The sequence below is a fragment of the Kribbella sp. NPDC050470 genome (genome assembly GCF_044458365.1).
In the GTDB taxonomy this organism is placed as follows: Bacteria; Actinomycetota; Actinomycetes; order Propionibacteriales; family Kribbellaceae; genus Kribbella.
Window position 1 is genome coordinate 371,287 of sequence record NZ_JBITHV010000011.1, and the last position, 15,062, is coordinate 386,348.

The 15,062-nt window shown below is 70.6% G+C and carries 13 protein-coding genes and 1 riboswitch; of the genes, 9 read left to right on the plus strand and 4 right to left on the minus strand.

The window, feature by feature from the left end; all coding sequences use genetic code 11:
* Window position 1: 1 nt before the first annotated feature.
* The 6 genes from ACIBGM_RS33165 to ACIBGM_RS33190 all read left to right on the plus strand — a co-directional run bounded on the left by ACIBGM_RS33165 (window position 2) and on the right by ACIBGM_RS33190 (window position 7,060).
* Window positions 2-481: a (2Fe-2S)-binding protein gene (locus ACIBGM_RS33165; RefSeq protein WP_396387780.1), complete on the plus strand. Its 480-nt coding sequence runs from the start codon at window positions 2-4 to the stop codon at window positions 479-481.
* The gene (locus ACIBGM_RS33170) at window positions 478-2,856 is read left to right on the plus strand and encodes an aerobic carbon-monoxide dehydrogenase large subunit (protein ID WP_396387781.1); all 2,379 of its coding nucleotides are present in this window, start codon (window positions 478-480) and stop codon (window positions 2,854-2,856) included. The genes ACIBGM_RS33165 and ACIBGM_RS33170 overlap by 4 nt, the downstream gene beginning before the upstream one ends.
* A gap of 15 nt (window positions 2,857-2,871) precedes the next feature.
* Complete coding sequence (locus tag ACIBGM_RS33175) at window positions 2,872-3,774, plus strand: XdhC family protein (RefSeq protein ID WP_360521191.1); 903 nt, start codon at window positions 2,872-2,874, stop codon at window positions 3,772-3,774.
* Window positions 3,767-4,657 (plus strand): MoxR family ATPase, encoded by an 891-nt coding sequence (locus tag ACIBGM_RS33180; protein ID WP_360521188.1) that lies wholly within the window; start codon window positions 3,767-3,769, stop codon window positions 4,655-4,657. The genes ACIBGM_RS33175 and ACIBGM_RS33180 overlap by 8 nt, the downstream gene beginning before the upstream one ends.
* Window positions 4,650-5,849 carry a VWA domain-containing protein gene (locus tag ACIBGM_RS33185; protein ID WP_396387782.1) on the plus strand — a complete coding sequence of 400 codons (1,200 nt, stop codon included), beginning with the start codon at window positions 4,650-4,652 and terminating at the stop codon, window positions 5,847-5,849. The genes ACIBGM_RS33180 and ACIBGM_RS33185 overlap by 8 nt, the downstream gene beginning before the upstream one ends.
* A gap of 275 nt (window positions 5,850-6,124) precedes the next feature.
* Entirely contained in the window at window positions 6,125-7,060 is a 936-nt protein-coding gene (locus tag ACIBGM_RS33190; protein ID WP_360521179.1) for an amidase family protein, read from the plus strand.
* A gap of 13 nt (window positions 7,061-7,073) precedes the next feature.
* Here ACIBGM_RS33190 and ACIBGM_RS33195 read toward each other — a convergent pair whose 3' ends face one another.
* From ACIBGM_RS33195 to ACIBGM_RS33205, 3 genes are all read right to left on the minus strand, one after another.
* Window positions 7,074-7,547, minus strand: a complete 474-nt coding sequence (locus ACIBGM_RS33195; RefSeq protein WP_360521176.1) for a MarR family transcriptional regulator — start codon at window positions 7,545-7,547, stop codon at window positions 7,074-7,076.
* Between the two features lie 48 nt (window positions 7,548-7,595).
* Window positions 7,596-9,044, minus strand: a complete 1,449-nt coding sequence (locus ACIBGM_RS33200) for a glycine hydroxymethyltransferase (RefSeq protein ID WP_360521173.1) — start codon at window positions 9,042-9,044, stop codon at window positions 7,596-7,598.
* A 28-nt stretch (window positions 9,045-9,072) separates the two neighbouring features.
* Window positions 9,073-9,154: riboswitch (ZMP/ZTP riboswitch) on the minus strand.
* The gene (locus ACIBGM_RS33205; protein ID WP_360521170.1) at window positions 9,151-10,779 is read right to left on the minus strand and encodes an acyl-CoA dehydrogenase family protein; all 1,629 of its coding nucleotides are present in this window, start codon (window positions 10,777-10,779) and stop codon (window positions 9,151-9,153) included. (Overlaps the previous riboswitch by 4 nt.)
* An 18-nt stretch (window positions 10,780-10,797) precedes the next feature.
* On the opposite strand from ACIBGM_RS33205, the gene ACIBGM_RS33210 reads away from it, so the two are divergent.
* The 3 genes from ACIBGM_RS33210 (at window position 10,798) to ACIBGM_RS33220 (ending at window position 14,005) form a co-directional block, all read left to right on the plus strand.
* On the plus strand, window positions 10,798-12,030 hold the full coding sequence (locus tag ACIBGM_RS33210) for a YihY/virulence factor BrkB family protein (protein ID WP_360521167.1): 1,233 nt from the start codon (window positions 10,798-10,800) through the stop codon (window positions 12,028-12,030).
* Between the two features lie 148 nt (window positions 12,031-12,178).
* Window positions 12,179-13,246 carry a ribosome small subunit-dependent GTPase A gene (rsgA, locus tag ACIBGM_RS33215; RefSeq protein ID WP_360521164.1) on the plus strand — a complete coding sequence of 356 codons (1,068 nt, stop codon included), beginning with the start codon at window positions 12,179-12,181 and terminating at the stop codon, window positions 13,244-13,246.
* A 15-nt stretch (window positions 13,247-13,261) separates the two neighbouring features.
* Window positions 13,262-14,005 (plus strand): SDR family oxidoreductase, encoded by a 744-nt coding sequence (locus ACIBGM_RS33220; RefSeq protein WP_360521160.1) that lies wholly within the window; start codon window positions 13,262-13,264, stop codon window positions 14,003-14,005.
* Window position 14,006: 1 nt separating this feature from the next.
* Here ACIBGM_RS33220 and ACIBGM_RS33225 read toward each other — a convergent pair whose 3' ends face one another.
* Complete coding sequence (locus ACIBGM_RS33225) at window positions 14,007-14,759, minus strand: hypothetical protein (protein WP_360521157.1); 753 nt, start codon at window positions 14,757-14,759, stop codon at window positions 14,007-14,009.
* Between the last annotated feature and the right edge of the window lie 303 nt (window positions 14,760-15,062).

The window sequence follows — 15,062 nt, forward strand, 5'->3', positions numbered from 1 at the left end:
CATGCAGATCTCGGTGACCGTGAACGGGCAGAAGTACGCCGACGACGTCGAGCCGCGGCTGCTCCTGGTCCATTTCCTCCGCGACTATCTCCGCCTGACCGGCACGCACTGGGGGTGCGACACCTCGCAGTGCGGCACGTGCGTGGTGTGGCTGGACGGGCGCCCGGTGAAGTCCTGCACGGTGCTTGCCGTGATGGCGGACGGCCGCGAAGTCCGTACGGTCGAGGGGCTGGAACGCGACGGGCAGCTCGATCCGGTCCAGCAGGGCTTCGTGGAGTGCCACGGCCTGCAGTGCGGCTTCTGCACCCCGGGGATGATGATGACCACCCGCTGGCTCCTCGACCACAACCCCGACCCGTCCGAGTCCGAGATCCGGGAGGCCATCTCCGGGCAGCTGTGCCGGTGCACGGGCTACGAGAACATCGTGCGGGCGGTCCGCTGGGCGGCGGCGCACCCCGCGGCCGAGAAGGTGACGACATGACCACGACCGGCGAGCGGACGACGCCGATGGGCTTCGGACGGATGATCCGCAAGGAGGATGCTCGCTTCATCCGGGGTCGCGGCAACTACGTGGACGACGTACTGCTGCCCGGCATGCTGTACGGCGCCGTCCTGCGCAGCCCGTTCGCGCATGCCCGCATCAGGTCCATCGAAACGACGGCCGCCGAGGCTCACCCGAAGGTCAAGGCAGTCATCACCGGCCAGACGCTCGAAGGCCTGAACCTGGCGTGGATGCCCACCCTGTCCCACGACGTCCAGGCGGTGCTCGCGACCGACAAGGTGCGCTTCCAGGGCCAGGAGGTGGCGTTCGTCGTCGCCGAGGACCGGTACGCCGCCCGGGACGCGCTCGAACTCATCGACGTCGACTACGACCCGCTGCCTCCGGTCGCCGACGCCCGCCGGGCCCTCGACCCGGATGCCCCGGTGATTCGCGACGACATCGAGGGCAGGACCGACAACCGCATCTTCGACTGGGAGGCCGGCGACCGGTCCCGGACCGACGAGGTGTTCGAGGCGGCCGAGGTGGTCGTTGCCGAGGACATCCTGTACCCCCGCGTGCATCCCGCGCCGCTGGAGACCTGCGGCGCGGTGGCCGATTTCGACAAGGTCACCGGCAAGCTGACCATCTGGTCGACCTCGCAGGCTCCGCACGCCCACCGGACGGTGTACGCCCTGGTCGCTGGGTTGCCGGAGCACAAGATCCGGGTGATCGCGCCCGACATCGGCGGCGGGTTCGGCGGCAAGGTTCCGATCTACCCCGGTTACGTGCTCGCGATCGTCGGTTCCATCGTGACCGGCAAGCCGGTGAAATGGGTCGAGGACCGGTCGGAGAACCTGATGAGCACCGGGTTCGCCCGTGACTACCACATGCACGGCGAGATCGCGGCCACGCCGGACGGCAAGATCCTCGGCCTGCGGGTCAAGGTTCTCGCCGACCACGGGGCGTTCAACGGCACTGCGCAGCCGACGAAGTTCCCGGCCGGCTTCTTCCACGTGTTCAGCGGTTCGTACGACCTCCAGGCGGCGCACTGTGAGGTCACCGGCGTCTACACGAACAAGGCGCCCGGGGGTGTCGCGTACGCCTGCTCGTTCCGGATCACCGAGGCCGTCTACCTGGTCGAGCGGATGGTCGACGTACTGGCCGGCGAACTCGGCATGGACCCCGCCGAACTGCGGATGAAGAACCTGCTCCGGCCCGAGCAGTTCCCGTACAACTCACCCACCGGCTGGGAGTACGACTCCGGCGACTATCCGCGGGCGCTGGAGCTCGCCCTGGACATGGCGGGGTACGCCGATCTCCGCCGGGAGCAGTCCGCGAAGCGTGAGCGCGGCGAGTTGATGGGCATCGGCGTCAGCTTCTTCACCGAGGCGGTCGGAGCGGGGCCGCGCAAGCACATGGACATTCTCGGCCTCGGCATGGCCGACGGCGCCGAGCTCCGTGTGCACCCGACCGGCAAGGCGGTGCTGCGGATCTCGGTGCAGTCGCAGGGGCAGGGCCACGAGACGACGTTCGCCCAGATCGTCGCCGAGGAGCTCGGCATCTCGCCGGACGACGTCGAGGTGGTGCACGGCGATACCGACCAGACGCCGTTCGGCCTCGGGACCTACGGCTCGCGCTCGACGCCGGTGTCCGGCGCCGCGACAGCCGTGGTGACCCGCAAGGTCCGCGAGCGCGCTCGCATCGTTGCCTCCGCCATGCTCGAGGTCGCACCGGACGACCTGGAGTGGGAGAAGGGCCGCTGGTTCGTCAAGGGCGACCCGGACCAGGGCAGAACCATTCAGGAGATCGCGATGGCCGCCCACTCGGGGCTCGAGCTGCCCGAGGGAGTGGAGGGACACCTGGACGCGACGTGCGTGTACGACCCACCCAACCTCACCTACCCGTTCGGCGCCTACGTCTGCGTCGTGGACGTCGACCCGGAGACCGGGAAGGTGACGATGCGCAAGTTCGTCGCCGTCGACGACTGCGGGGTCCGGATCAACCCGATGATCGTCGAGGGGCAGGTGCACGGTGGGCTCGCGGACGGCGTCGGTATGGCGCTGATGCAGGTGATGGCCTTCGACGACGACGGCAACCACCTCGGGTCGACCTTCATGGACTACCTGTTGCCGACATCGATGGAGTGCCCGTCGTGGGAGCTCGGGGAGACCGTCACCCCCTCGCCGCACCATCCGATCGGAGCCAAGGGCGTCGGGGAGTCCGCCACGGTGGGTTCACCGGCGGCGGTCGTGAACGCGGTGGTGGACGCGCTTGCGCCGCATGGCGTACGGCACGTGGACATGCCGCTCACTCCGGCCAACGTATGGCGGGCGGTCCAGGGCCGGCCGTTCCGCACCGACCTGGCCATCACCTGACGCCGGTGCAGGCAGATGATCCAAGCCGACCTGCAGCTCCGTGCGAACCACCTGCGGTCCGGGCGGACGCCGTACGTCCTCGCCACAGTGGTCCGCGCGGAACGGCCGACCAGCGCCAAGGCCGGTGACAGCGCGCTGCTCCTGCCCGACGGAACCCTCGAGGGGTTCGTCGGCGGAACCTGCGCCGAGTCGACCGTCCGGCTCGAGGGGCTGCGGCTGCTGGAGACCGGCGAGTCGACGCTGCTCCGGATCACCCCGGCGGCTGACGAGCGGGAAGTGGTCGGGGACGGGCTGGTCACCGTCGGAAACCCGTGCCTGTCCGGCGGCACGCTGGAGATCTTCCTGGAGGCGATGATCCCGCCGACCCTCGTGCACGTGTTCGGTGATGCGCCCATCGCCCGCGCGCTGGGACGTGTCGGCGAGGCGCTGGGCTACGAGATCCGCGCCGTCGGCAACCCCGAGGAGCCGTTCCCGGCCGACACGGCAGCGGTCGTGGTCGCGTCCCACGGCAGGCACGAGGAGCGGGTGCTCACCGCCGCCATCCGGGCCGGCGTCCCCTACGTCGCGCTGGTGGCCAGCCGTCGCCGGGGGCACGCGGTGGTGGCCGGACTGGACCTGAGCGAGGACGAGAAGGCGCGGGTGCATACACCGGCGGGCCTGGACATCGGGGCCCGTGCGGCCCCGGAGATCGCGTTGTCGGTGCTCGCCGAGATCATCGCCACCAGGCCCCAGCCGGCCAGACAGGTCTCGGTGCCGTCCGTGCTGCCGGCTGAGGCCGTCGACCCGGTGTGCGGGATGACTGTCGCGGTCACGGCGGCGAGCCTGCGCCTGGAGCACAACGGAAGGGTCTGGCACTTCTGCGGACCCGGCTGCCGGCAGGCGTTCGCGGACGATCCCGGACGCTACCTCGATGAGTGACCCCGAAGGCTGGGTGGCTGACATCGCCGAGCTGGGTGCCCGGCTGGAGGCGACGGGCTACCTGGCAGCCGAGTCCCTGGCGACCACGCTGTTCCTCGGCATTCGGATGCGGCAGCCGATCCTTCTGGAGGGCGAGCCGGGCGTCGGCAAGACCGAGGCCGCCAAGGCCCTGGCCACCGCGCTCGACACCCGGCTCGTGCGGTTGCAGTGCTATGAGGGATTGACCTCCGCCGAGGCGTTGTACGAGTGGAACTACCCGCGCCAACTGCTGGCGATCCGGCTGGCCGAGTCCCGGGGCGAGGTGCTGCGCGACGCTGATCTGTTCGGCGAGGAGTACCTGCTGCCGCGGCCGCTCCTTCAGGCGATCGAGCATCCCGGGCCGCGGCCGGCGGTGCTGCTGATCGACGAGGTGGACCGCGGCGACGACGAGTTCGAGGCGTTCCTGCTCGAGGTGCTGGCGGAGTCGGCGGTGACCATTCCGGAACTCGGTACCCGCCGGGCGGCCCTTCCCCCGGTCGCCGTGCTCACGTCGAACCGCACCCGCGACCTGCACGACGCGCTGAAGCGGCGATGCCTTTACCACTGGATCGGCTATCCGGACACCGGTCGCGTCGCGGCGATCATCCGCCGTCGGGTTCCTGCCGCGGCGGACTGGCTGGCCGAGCGGGTCGCCGGCTCGGTGGCCCGCCTGCGCACCCTTGACCTGCAGAAGCCCCCAGGAATAGCCGAAGCCATCAGTTGGGTGACGGCGTTGCACGTCCTCGGCGTGGACGCGTTCGACGCCGACGCCGCCGAGCAGACCCTCGGTGCGGTGCTGAAGTACCAGGAGGATCAGGAGACCGTACGGGCAACCGGACTGGCTGCGGTGGTCGGTGGTGACTGAGCCGGTGCTGGACGGAGTGGCCGACCTCCCGACCTTGGTGGCCCGGTTCGGAGCGGCGCTGCACGCCGCCGGCCTGCCGGTCGGCCCGGACCGCTGTGAACGCTTTGCCCGGGCGATCGCCGTCGTGCGGCCGGACACGACCACCGAGCTCTACCGTTGCGCACTGGCGACTCTGGTGTCCGATCAGATGCATATCGAGGTGCTGGACCGCGTCTTCGGCGCCGTGTTCGGCGGGCTCGTGGATCCGGCCGAGGGTCGCGGTGACGTGAACGTCGTACGTCGACCCGAGCCCCGCGAAGACTCACTGGCCACGGACGACACACCCGGATCCGGCCGGCCGGGCTGGTTCCAGGCCGGCGCATCGAAGGAGAGTGGATCGGACGGTCGACAGCCCGGGGAAGAGGTGCCGCTGCGCGCACTGGCCACTGCGACCGAGCGGCTGGCTACTCGCGACTTCGCCGCGCTGACGCCCGCTGAGTTGCTCGCACTGGCCGACCTGATGCGGCGGCTCACGCTGGTCACACCCACCTACCAGTCCCGCCGGTTCCGCCTCGCGTCGTACGGCTCGCGTCTCGATCTGCGCGCGACGCTGAGGCATGCCCGACGTACCGGAGGTGACCCGGTCCGGCTGATCATGCGCAGGCGACGGGAACGCCACCGGCGGCTGGTCGTCCTGTGCGACATCTCCGGATCGATGGAGCCGTACGCCAGGGCCATGCTCCAACTGCTCTACTGCGCGGCGGGTGGGCGGCGGGCCGAGGTCTTCACGTTCGCGACCCGGCTGACCCGACTGACCAGGGTGCTCGCCCGGTCCCGGCCCACGGCGGCGCTGGCACGGGCTGCGGCGGTGGCACCGGACTGGTCAGGGGGAACCCGGATCGGCGCGGCACTCAAGGACTTCAACGACCGGTACGGCTGCCGCGGCGTGGCCCGTGGAGCGGTGGTCCTGGTGATCTCCGACGGCTGGGAGACAGGCGATCCCACCCAACTCGCCCAGGAGATGGCTCGCCTGTCCCGGATCGCCTATCGCATCGTCTGGGCCAACCCGCGGACGCAGAGCCCGCACTACCGCCCACTGGTCCGGGGCATGGCCGCAGCCTGGCCGTACTGCGACTCGGTCGTCAGCGCGCACAGCCTCTCCGCACTCGACGAGCTCGAGACCGCCCTCGGCAGCAGTTGGACCGGACGTTAGGTTCCCGCCTACCGCTGCTGCCGCACGCGCCGCGTCATGACCGCCGGATGACGATGGCCAGCCAGCTGAGAATCCTCGCCCAGCGCCGGTAGCCGGCGCTGATCGCCCAGGGCCTGCGGCGGTGCGTACGCCGCCGGCGCGCCGGGCATCGGGGGCGGGCCTGGCCGCTGTTCAGACATGGGCCCGGTTCTACCGCGCGCGGGGGCACCTGGAGCTGGTTAGACTCGCGCCGGTGACGGCGAGAACCGCGGCGGCGGTCGCGGAGCAGGTGCGGAGTGGTCGCCGCGGGGGCGATTCCGATCGGTACGGCGACGCGCGCCCGGCCGGGTGCGGTGTCCCAGACGTTCGGGTGGAACGGGCGCGAGTACACCAGGAATCCGTGGGACCTGTCCCGGTCGCCGGGTGGTTCGACGGCCGGCGGCGCGGCGGCTGTCGCGGCCGGCGTCGTCCCGCTGGCGACCGGTGGCGACTCCGGTGGTTCGCTGCGCATCCCGGCGGCGTTCTGCGGTGTAGTCGGCTTCAAGGGCACGTACGGTCGCATCCCGCGTGCGGTCGGGCGGACGTTGGGCGGGCTCACGACTGCCGGTCTGATCGGATCCGACCTCGACGACGTCGTACTCGCGACGAGTATCGCGAGCGGGCCGCACCGGCTGGACCCGAGCGCGCTGCCGCACTGGCCGGTGCCGGACACCGCCGACCGGCCGTGGCGGGTCGCCTACCGGTCGACGCTCTCCGAACCCGAGGCCGACCCGGCGGTCGACGTACTGATCCGCAAGCGGCTGGCCGACTGCGACGTCACGCTGATCGACGCACCGCTCGAGCTCATCCCGCCGGACGAGGCGTGGCAGACGCTGTCAGGTCTGGACGCCGGTCGGGGCGCCGAGGCGGCCGCCGCCAATCGGGCGCGCGAGGTCCGCGACCGCAACAACACCGCACTCGCTGACCTGTTCGAGACTGTCGACGTGCTCGTCACGCCGACGACGCTGAATGTTGCCCACGGCTACGACCAGCACGAGCCCAACATCGTGACTGCCGACCCCTGCTGGGCCTTCAACGTGACCGGCCATCCCGCGGTGAGCGTCCCAGCAGGCCTGGTGAACGGACTCCCGGTCGGGCTGCAGGTCGTTGCACCGCATGGCCTTGACGAGCTTGCGCTCGCGGTGGCACGGCGCCTTCAGGCCGATCTGCCGCTACCGCCGATCCACGCATGACGACCGGCGGCGGTCATCGCGGGTGGTCCACCCGCCAGGACTTGATGAGTTGTTCCAGGTCCTTGTGGATGAAGGCGAAGTAGTCGGCGGCCTCGGTCAGGCGGCGGCCGACCGGACTGTCGGGGCCGAACAGTTCGGCGCCGGAGCGGCTGGTGGACTCCCACTCGGCGAGTGCGTTGTTGCGGCGCTCGAGAAGTGCGGCGAACACGTCGTCCCGGATCCGATAGTGGTCCTTGCGTGAGCCCGGGATCCGCTCCCGCGAGATGAAGCCGACCTGCAGCAGCTGCCGTACGGCGCCGGACACCGCCGGCTGGCTGATCTGCAGGGACTCGGCCAGCTCGGCGGACGTCAACGTGCCGGTCGGGCTGACCAGCATCCGCCCGATCACCCGGGCGGACATCGTCGGCACGCCGCTGTTCGCCAGCACGCCGGCGAAGCGCTCGACGAACTGGCTGATCTCCTCCGGAGCCGGGTCAGGGTGCGGCATGGCCGCACCCTACCGCAACTATCACAACTTTCTGATAGTTCGAGCCGGTCAGCTGAGCTCGAGGCCCGGGTACAGCGGGTGCTTGTCGAGCAGCTCCGCGGACGCGGCCTTGGTCTTGTCCGCGACGCCGTCGGCCAGCACGTACTTCGCCTTCGACGGCGCCCCCGCCGACGTGGTGGTCGGCGTGGTCGAGGACAGCACGTCCACGATCAGCTCCGCGACCCGGTCGAACTCGTCGGCGCCGAAACCACGGGTGGTCAGCGCCGGCGTGCCGATCCGGACACCGGAGGTGTACCAGGCGCCGTTCGGGTCCCGCGGTACGGCGTTCCGGTTGGTCACGATGCCCGCGTCCAGCAGCGCCGACTCGGCCTGCCGCCCGGTGATCCCGTACGACGACACGTCGAGCAGCACCAGGTGGTTCTCGGTGCCGTCGGTCACGAGCTTCACGCCACGCTTCATCAGGCCGTCGGCCAGCGCGACCGCGTTGTCCGCGATGGCCTGCGCGTACTCCCGGAACGCCGGCTGCCGGGCCTCGGCCAGGGCGACCGCCTTCGCCGCCATCGTCTGGCTGAGCGGCCCACCGAGCACCATCGGGCAACCGCGGTCGACGGAGTCGGCGTACTCGGGCTGGCACAGCACCATGCCGCCGCGCGGGCCGCGCAGCGACTTGTGGGTGGTGGTCGTGGTGACGTGCGCGTGCGGCACCGGGTCGAAGTCGCCGGTGAACACCTTGCCCGCGACCAGGCCGGCGAAGTGCGCCATGTCGACCATCAGGGTCGCGCCGACCTCGTCGGCGATCTCGCGCATCGTCGCGAAGTTCACCTTCCGCGGGTACGCCGAGTAGCCCGCGATCAGGATCAGGGGCTTGAACTCACGGGCCTTGCGCGCCACCTCGTCGTAGTCCAGCAGCCCGGTCTCCGGGTCGGTGCCGTAGGAGTGCTGGTTGAACATCTTGCCGGAGATGTTCGGCCGGAAGCCGTGGGTCAGGTGACCGCCGGCATCCAGCGACATGCCGAGCATCTTCTGGTCGCCGAGCGCCTTGCGGAGCTTGGTCCAGTCCTCCTCGGTCAGGTCGTTGACGTGCTTCGCGCCGGCCTCGGCGAGCGCCGGGGACTCGATCCGCTGGGCCAGGATCGCCCAGAACGCGACCAGGTTCGCGTCGATGCCGGAGTGCGGCTGGACGTAGGCGTGCGGCGCGTCGAACAGTGCCTTGGCGTGGTCGGCGGCGACCTGCTCGACGGTGTCGACGTTCTGGCAGCCCGCATAGAAGCGGTGCCCGATGGTGCCCTCGGCGTACTTGTCGGACAGCCAGTTGCCCATCGTCAGCAAGGTGGCGGGGGAGGCGTAGTTCTCGCTCGCGATCAGCTTCAGCGAGGAACGCTGGTCGGCGAGCTCGGACTTGATCGCGCCGGCGATCGTCGGCTCGACGGAGGCGATCACCTCGAGCGCATTGCGGTACGCGGCCGATGCGGCGGCGGCATCGAAGGGTTGAGTCATCGTTGTCTCTCCTGCGGTTGCAGTGGGTCGAAGGCACCCAGGCGCACGGTGCCGACGGATTTCGCTCCCCGGTGGTTCTCCACCTCAGCGCGCCAGTCGCGACGCCTCACCCTATCGTGCGCTCGACGATCGCCTGGAACGGTGTGGTCCTCGGCAGCGTGCCGAAGACGCCGCCCCAGTCGTTCGCCAGCCGGGAGGCGACGAAGGCGTCCGCGACGTCGGGTGTGGAGTGCCGGATCAGCAGTGAAGCCTGCAGGCACAACGCCATCCGGGCGGCCAGCCGGCGAGCGCCTGCTTCGGCTCCTTCGATGTCAGCAAGCGCTTGCAGTACGTCGTTCACCGCGGTGTCGAGCCGTTGGTCGGCGCCCTGAACCGTGGCGAGCTCGGTCAGCCACGCCTCGAGCGACTCCGGCCGCCGGAGGGCTCGCAGTACGTCGAGTGCGTTGACGTTCCCGGATCCTTCCCAGATCGAGTTCAACGGCGACTCCCGGAACAACAGCGGCAGGCCGGACTCCTCCACGAACCCGTTCCCGCCCAGACACTCCAAAGCCTCCGCCACCATGAACGGCGTCCGCTTGCAAACCCAGAACTTCGCCAACGGAAGGGCGATTCTCCGGAACGCGGCAGCCTGCGCATCACCGTTGACGGAGGCATCGACCGCGGCGGCCAACCGCATCCCCAGCGCGGTGGCCGCTTCGCTCTCGATCGCCAGGTCGGCCAGCACGTTCTGCATGGCCGGCTTGTCCGCGAGCAACCCGCCGAACGCCGAGCGGTGCTGGGTGTGCCAGATGGCTTCGACCAGGGCTCGGCGTTGGAGGGCGGCGGATCCCAGGACGCAGTCGAGGCGGGTGGCGGCGACCATCTCGATGATGGTGCGGACGCCGGCGCCCTCGTCGCCGAGGCGGTAGCCGACGGTGCCGTGGAACTCGACCTCGCTGGACGCGTTCGACCGGTTGCCGAGCTTGTCCTTGAGCCGCTGCAGGGCAAACGCGTTCCGGTTGCCATCGGCAAGCACCCGCGGCACCACGAAGCAGCTCAGCCCTTCCGGCGCCTGGGCCAGCACCAGGAAGACGTCGACCTGTGGCGCCGAGCAGAACCACTTGTGCCCGTTCAGCTGGTACTCGCCGTCGCTCCCGGTCGGCGTCGCGGTGGTGAGGTTCGCCCGGACGTCGGACCCACCCTGCTTCTCCGTCATCCCCATCCCGGCGAGCACACCGGCCTTGTCCGCCGCGGGCAGCCGGCGGACGTCGTACTGCGTCGAGGCGAGCTGCGGGATCCACGCCTTGGCGAGCTGCCCGTCGGCCTTCAGCGCGGGTACGGCGGCGTACGTCATCGAGATCGGGCACCCGTGACCCGGCTCGACCTGGGACCACAGGTAGAACCCCGCGGCGCGGGTCAGGTGCGGCGACGGCCGGTCGCTGGTCCACGGCGCCGCCTGCAGGCCGAAGCCGACAGCCTGCTCCATCAGCCAGTGCCAGGACGGGTGGAACTCGACCTCGTCGACGCGGTGCCCGTAGCGGTCGTGGGTGCGCAGCACCGGCGGGTTCTGATTCGCCGGCAGCGCCTGCGCGAGGGCCTCTTCGGAGCCGGCCAGCTCGCCGATCCGGCGCAGGCCGGGATCATCGGCGAGGCCGCCGTACGGACGCAGAGCGTCACCGAGGCCCACGTCCCGGGTGAAGAAGTTCACCCCCTGCAGTGGTGGGGCCTGATTCGTTACCGCGAAAGGGTCCGCCATGTCAGTACGGTAAGCGGTATGGCACGTTCTGGGGCAGGACCCACTGGTGGGAGCTCCCTCTCATTGGCATGGGTCCGCAAGATCCCGGCGACGACCTGGAAGCTGCTCACCCAGACCGTCGGCGTCTGCCTGCGCTACCGGGTCACCGGCCTGGCCGCGGAGGGGGCGTTCTTCGCCATCCTCTCGCTGCCGCCGCTGATCTTCGGGCTGGCCGGAAGTCTGGGCTACATCGCCAGCCGGTACTTCGAGGTCGAGACGATCGACGAGATCAAGCAGCAGATCGCCGACCTGGCCGCCCGGGCGCTGACCGTCGACTCGGTCCAGAGCGTGATCGTGCCGACCCTGGACCAGGTGCTCAGCGGTGGCCGGCCGGACGTGATCTCGATCGGTTTCGTGCTCGCCCTGTGGTCCGGCAGCCGGGCCCTGAACGTGTTCGTCGACACCATCACGATCATGTACGGGATGGGCGGCAAGCGCGGCATCGTCCGGACCCGCGCACTGTCCTTCTCCTTGTACTGCGCCGCGCTCGTCATCGGCGTGATCGTGCTGCCGCTGGTGCTGGCCGGCCCGGACGCGGTGGACGCGCTGCTGCCGCACCGGCTGGACTTCCTGAACCAGCTGTACTGGCCTGTGGTCACGATCCTGTCGGCGGGCTTCCTGAACACCCTCTACCACCTGTCGGTGCCGGTCCGGACGCCGTGGGTGTCGGACCTGCCGGGGTCGTTCCTGGCGTTGTCGATCTGGATCCTGGGCAGCTTCGTGCTGCGCTGGATCCTGCAGAGCACGGTCGGCGGGACCTCGATCTACGGTCCGCTCGCGGCGCCGATCGCGGTCCTGATGTGGCTGTACATGACGGCGATCGCGGTGCTCATCGGGGCGGCGCTGAACGCGGTGGTGGACCGGCTGTGGCCGCACAAGTCGCGGGCGCTGGAGAAGGCGTCCGGCACCGCTTCGGACAAGGCAGAGGTGGAGGACGAAATCGAGCCGGTGATGAAGGCCGAGCCCGACCCGCACCACCACGAGCACCCGCTGACCCCGGTCGACGAGCCGCCCCCGGTCGTGCCGACGGAGCCGCCGAAGGCGCCGGCCGCCGAGTCCCACCACCGGAAGACCGAGGCCGCGCCGACGACCGCGGCCGGCGGGCAGCCCGAGGTCGGCCGGGAGGCTGCGGCCGACGGGAAGGCGGCGGCGCGCAAGCCGGCGCCGGTCGGAAAATCCGGTGCGCAGAGTGACCCCGACGACCTACGCTGACGGCACCAGCCGGTCCTCGACCAGGACCCCAGGACTTCGAAGGGAGGCGGCCGCCATGAGCTTGTACCGGGCCCAAAGGGCCGACGTCTCCCGCACTGTCCGTCCGCTGAGCTGACCTCGCGGCCGGACCCTCTGAAAGGTTCGCCGCATGTCCGCAACACTGCAGGCCCTGGGGCTCGACAGCACCACGGCCGAATTCCTCACCACTGTCCCGGACGACCTCGTGCCGGGGCGCGTCGCCCGCGTCGACAAAGGCCTCGCGACGGTGCTCACCGAGGACGGCCCGGTCCGGGCCACGTGGTCCGGTGCGCTGCTCGCCGCGATGGCCCACGACAGCCAGGCCGGCCCATGTACAGGGGACTGGGCCGTACTGCGGTTCTGGCCGGACGACCGGATCACGCTCGAGTCGCTGGGCCCACGCCGTACGGCGATCGTCCGCGCAGAAGTCAGCGGTACGTCGAAGGGCCAGGTGCTCGCCTCCAACATCGACGTCATCGCGATCGTGGTCGGGCTGCATCCGGAGCCGAACATCGGCCGGATCGAACGCTTCCTCGCGCTGGCGTGGGAGAGCGGTGCGCGGCCGGTCGTCGTACTGACCAAGTCAGACCTCGTCGGCGATGCGGACGCGATCGCGGACGACGTGGCGCGGGCTGCGCCCGGTGCCGACGTACTGGTGTGCAGTGCGACGACCGGTGAGGGTTTGTCGTCTGTGCAGGCGTTGCTCGCCGGTGACGCGACCGTGGCGTTGCTGGGGTCGAGTGGTGCGGGCAAGTCGTCGCTGGTGAACGCTTTGGCCGGTGTGGAGTTGCTGGACGTGCAGGAGATCCGTGACGACGGCAAGGGGCGCCATACGTCTGTCCGGCGTGAGCTGATCGTGCTGCCGGGCGGCGGAGTCGTCATCGACACGCCAGGGCTGCGGGGGATCGGGCTGCAGGAGTCGGGCGAAGGTCTGGCGGCTGCGTTCCCGGACATCACGGCGCTGGCCGAGAAGTGCAAGTTCAAGGACTGTGCGCACGTCACCGAGCCCGGCTGCGCTGTGCAGGCTGCGCTCGAGGACGGCAGTCTGCCGCACCGCCGCTACGAGAGCTGGACGAAGCTCCAGCGCGAGGCAGCCTTCATGGCCAGGCGGTCCGACGCCCGCCTCCGCGCCGAGGCCAAGAAGGAGTGGGCCCGCGCCTCGAAGTCCTACCGCCGGGATTTCAAGCCACGACCCTGATGAAAGGATCGGGGCATGGATCGAGCGGTGCTGGTGACGGGAGCTTCACGGGGGATCGGTGCGGCGGCCGCGCGGGCGTTCGCGGCGGCCGGGGACCGAGTGGCGGTGCACTACGGCTCGTCCGCCGAGGCTGCCGCGATGGTCTTGAAGGAGTTGCCGGGATCCGGTCACGTGCTGGCGCACGCGGATCTCGCCGACCCGGCGGCGATCCAGACGATGGTCGACGACGCCGCGGCTGCGCTCGGCGGCATCGACGTACTGGTGAACAACGCCGGCGTGTACCGCCCGCATCGGATCCGGGAGGCGACGTACGCCGAGTGGCAGCAGGCGTGGGCCGACACGCTCGCGGTGAACCTGGTCGGCCCGGCGAACGTCGCGTGGTGCGCGGTCCGGCACATGGGCCGTGGCGGGCGGATCGTGAACGTGTCGTCGCGCGGCGCGTTCCGCGGCGAGCCGAACCAGCCCGCGTACGGCGCCTCGAAGGCGGGCATCGTGTCGTTCACCCAGTCGCTGGCGCGGGCGCTCGGGCCGGAGGGGATCGCGGTGACGGCGATCGCCCCGGGGTGGACGACGACCGACATGGCGTCGGTGCACCTGGTCGGCGAGGGCTACGACCGGCGGCGGCTGGAGAGCCCGCTCGAGCGCGTCGCGGACCCGTCCGAGGTCGCGGCCGCGATCCTCTACCTGGCCTCACCCGAGGCCGAGTTCGCGACCGGCACCATCCTGGACTTCAACGGCGGCTCACACCTGCGCATGTAGCTCAACCGTCGCCGCCGCCACCCCCGCCGCCGTCAGCCCAACCGCCTTCGAGGCCGCCGCCGACGTCGTGGTCGGCGGGGTAGTGACCCGAGCTCCAGGAGGTGGCGCTGGGGAGGTCGAAGCTGGCCAACGCGAGGTAGCTCGCGCCGGCGCCGGCCCCGAAGTACCCGTGACCGTACGGCGCGACCGCGGCGCCGGCCTCCCAGTACGGCACCCGCCGGCTCCCGAGAACGACGAAGCGGACCGCGGGCTCGTCGCCGGACCGGATCCGCGCGGCGTCCTGCGCACACGCCGGCACCGTCCGCGTGCCGACCTTCGGCTGGGTCCAGACGATGTCCGTCGTCGACGGACCGTGTTGCGGGTTGAAGAAGCACGGCACCCGGCGCTCCGGCACCGCCTCGCCCCGGACCCGCGCCTGCACGCAGACGATGGCGTACCGGCCGGTCGCCAGGGTGTCGGTGACAGTGCTGATGTCGTCCGGCTTCCGGATCCGCTGGACCGCGCGCTGTGCCGCTTCGTAGGCGTCGAGGGCCACCTGGTAATCGGCCTGCCCGTCGTGATCAAGCGGTTTCCCCGTCACACCGGCGTCGAGCCGCCGCAGCTCCTCTCCGAGCAACGTGACATCTTCGTCGGCGAGCTTGCGGATCTCCTCCAGCTCTTCTGCATCACCACGCTGCGCAGCCCGCCGGTCCCAGACATAGCGACCCGCGAGCACGATCCCACCGCCCCCAAGGGCGGCAAACAGCCACCACATCCATCGACAGTACCTCCGCAACCACGACCCGTCAGCCGGTTGAGCGGAAAACAACCCGTCAGCCGCGGGTCCGGGTTGCTGGGGTCACCGCCGGTGCACCGCCTCAGCACTCCGCCGGCCGCCGCTCAGCGGACGGCCCTCGCGCCGTCGCCGGCGCGCGGTCTTCTGTACGTCGCCCCTTGGCCGGAGTCGCCGCGCCGCAGCGCGAGGTTGCTCTGGTCGCCTGGGCGACCGGCGGCCCACTGCAGCCTACTGTTCCAGCACAGCGACTCGGCTCGCGAGCCGCCTCGTTCTGGCGCCACC

What these genes read in the sequence shown, in the direction of transcription:
- ACIBGM_RS33165 (WP_396387780.1), top strand. Translation starts at nt 2, where the DNA reads ATGCAGATCTCGGTGACCGTGAACGGGCAGAAGTACGCCGACGACGTC.
- ACIBGM_RS33170 (WP_396387781.1), top strand. Translation starts at nt 478, where the DNA reads ATGACCACGACCGGCGAGCGGACGACGCCGATGGGCTTCGGACGGATG.
- ACIBGM_RS33175 (WP_360521191.1), top strand. Translation starts at nt 2,872, where the DNA reads ATGATCCAAGCCGACCTGCAGCTCCGTGCGAACCACCTGCGGTCCGGG.
- ACIBGM_RS33180 (WP_360521188.1), top strand. Translation starts at nt 3,767, where the DNA reads ATGAGTGACCCCGAAGGCTGGGTGGCTGACATCGCCGAGCTGGGTGCC.
- ACIBGM_RS33195 (WP_360521176.1), bottom strand. Translation starts at nt 7,547, where the DNA reads ATGCCGCACCCTGACCCGGCTCCGGAGGAGATCAGCCAGTTCGTCGAG.
- ACIBGM_RS33200 (WP_360521173.1), bottom strand. Translation starts at nt 9,044, where the DNA reads ATGACTCAACCCTTCGATGCCGCCGCCGCATCGGCCGCGTACCGCAAT.
- ACIBGM_RS33205 (WP_360521170.1), bottom strand. Translation starts at nt 10,779, where the DNA reads ATGGCGGACCCTTTCGCGGTAACGAATCAGGCCCCACCACTGCAGGGG.
- ACIBGM_RS33210 (WP_360521167.1), top strand. Translation starts at nt 10,798, where the DNA reads ATGGCACGTTCTGGGGCAGGACCCACTGGTGGGAGCTCCCTCTCATTG.
- rsgA (WP_360521164.1), top strand. Translation starts at nt 12,179, where the DNA reads ATGTCCGCAACACTGCAGGCCCTGGGGCTCGACAGCACCACGGCCGAA.
- ACIBGM_RS33220 (WP_360521160.1), top strand. Translation starts at nt 13,262, where the DNA reads ATGGATCGAGCGGTGCTGGTGACGGGAGCTTCACGGGGGATCGGTGCG.
- ACIBGM_RS33225 (WP_360521157.1), bottom strand. Translation starts at nt 14,759, where the DNA reads ATGTGGTGGCTGTTTGCCGCCCTTGGGGGCGGTGGGATCGTGCTCGCG.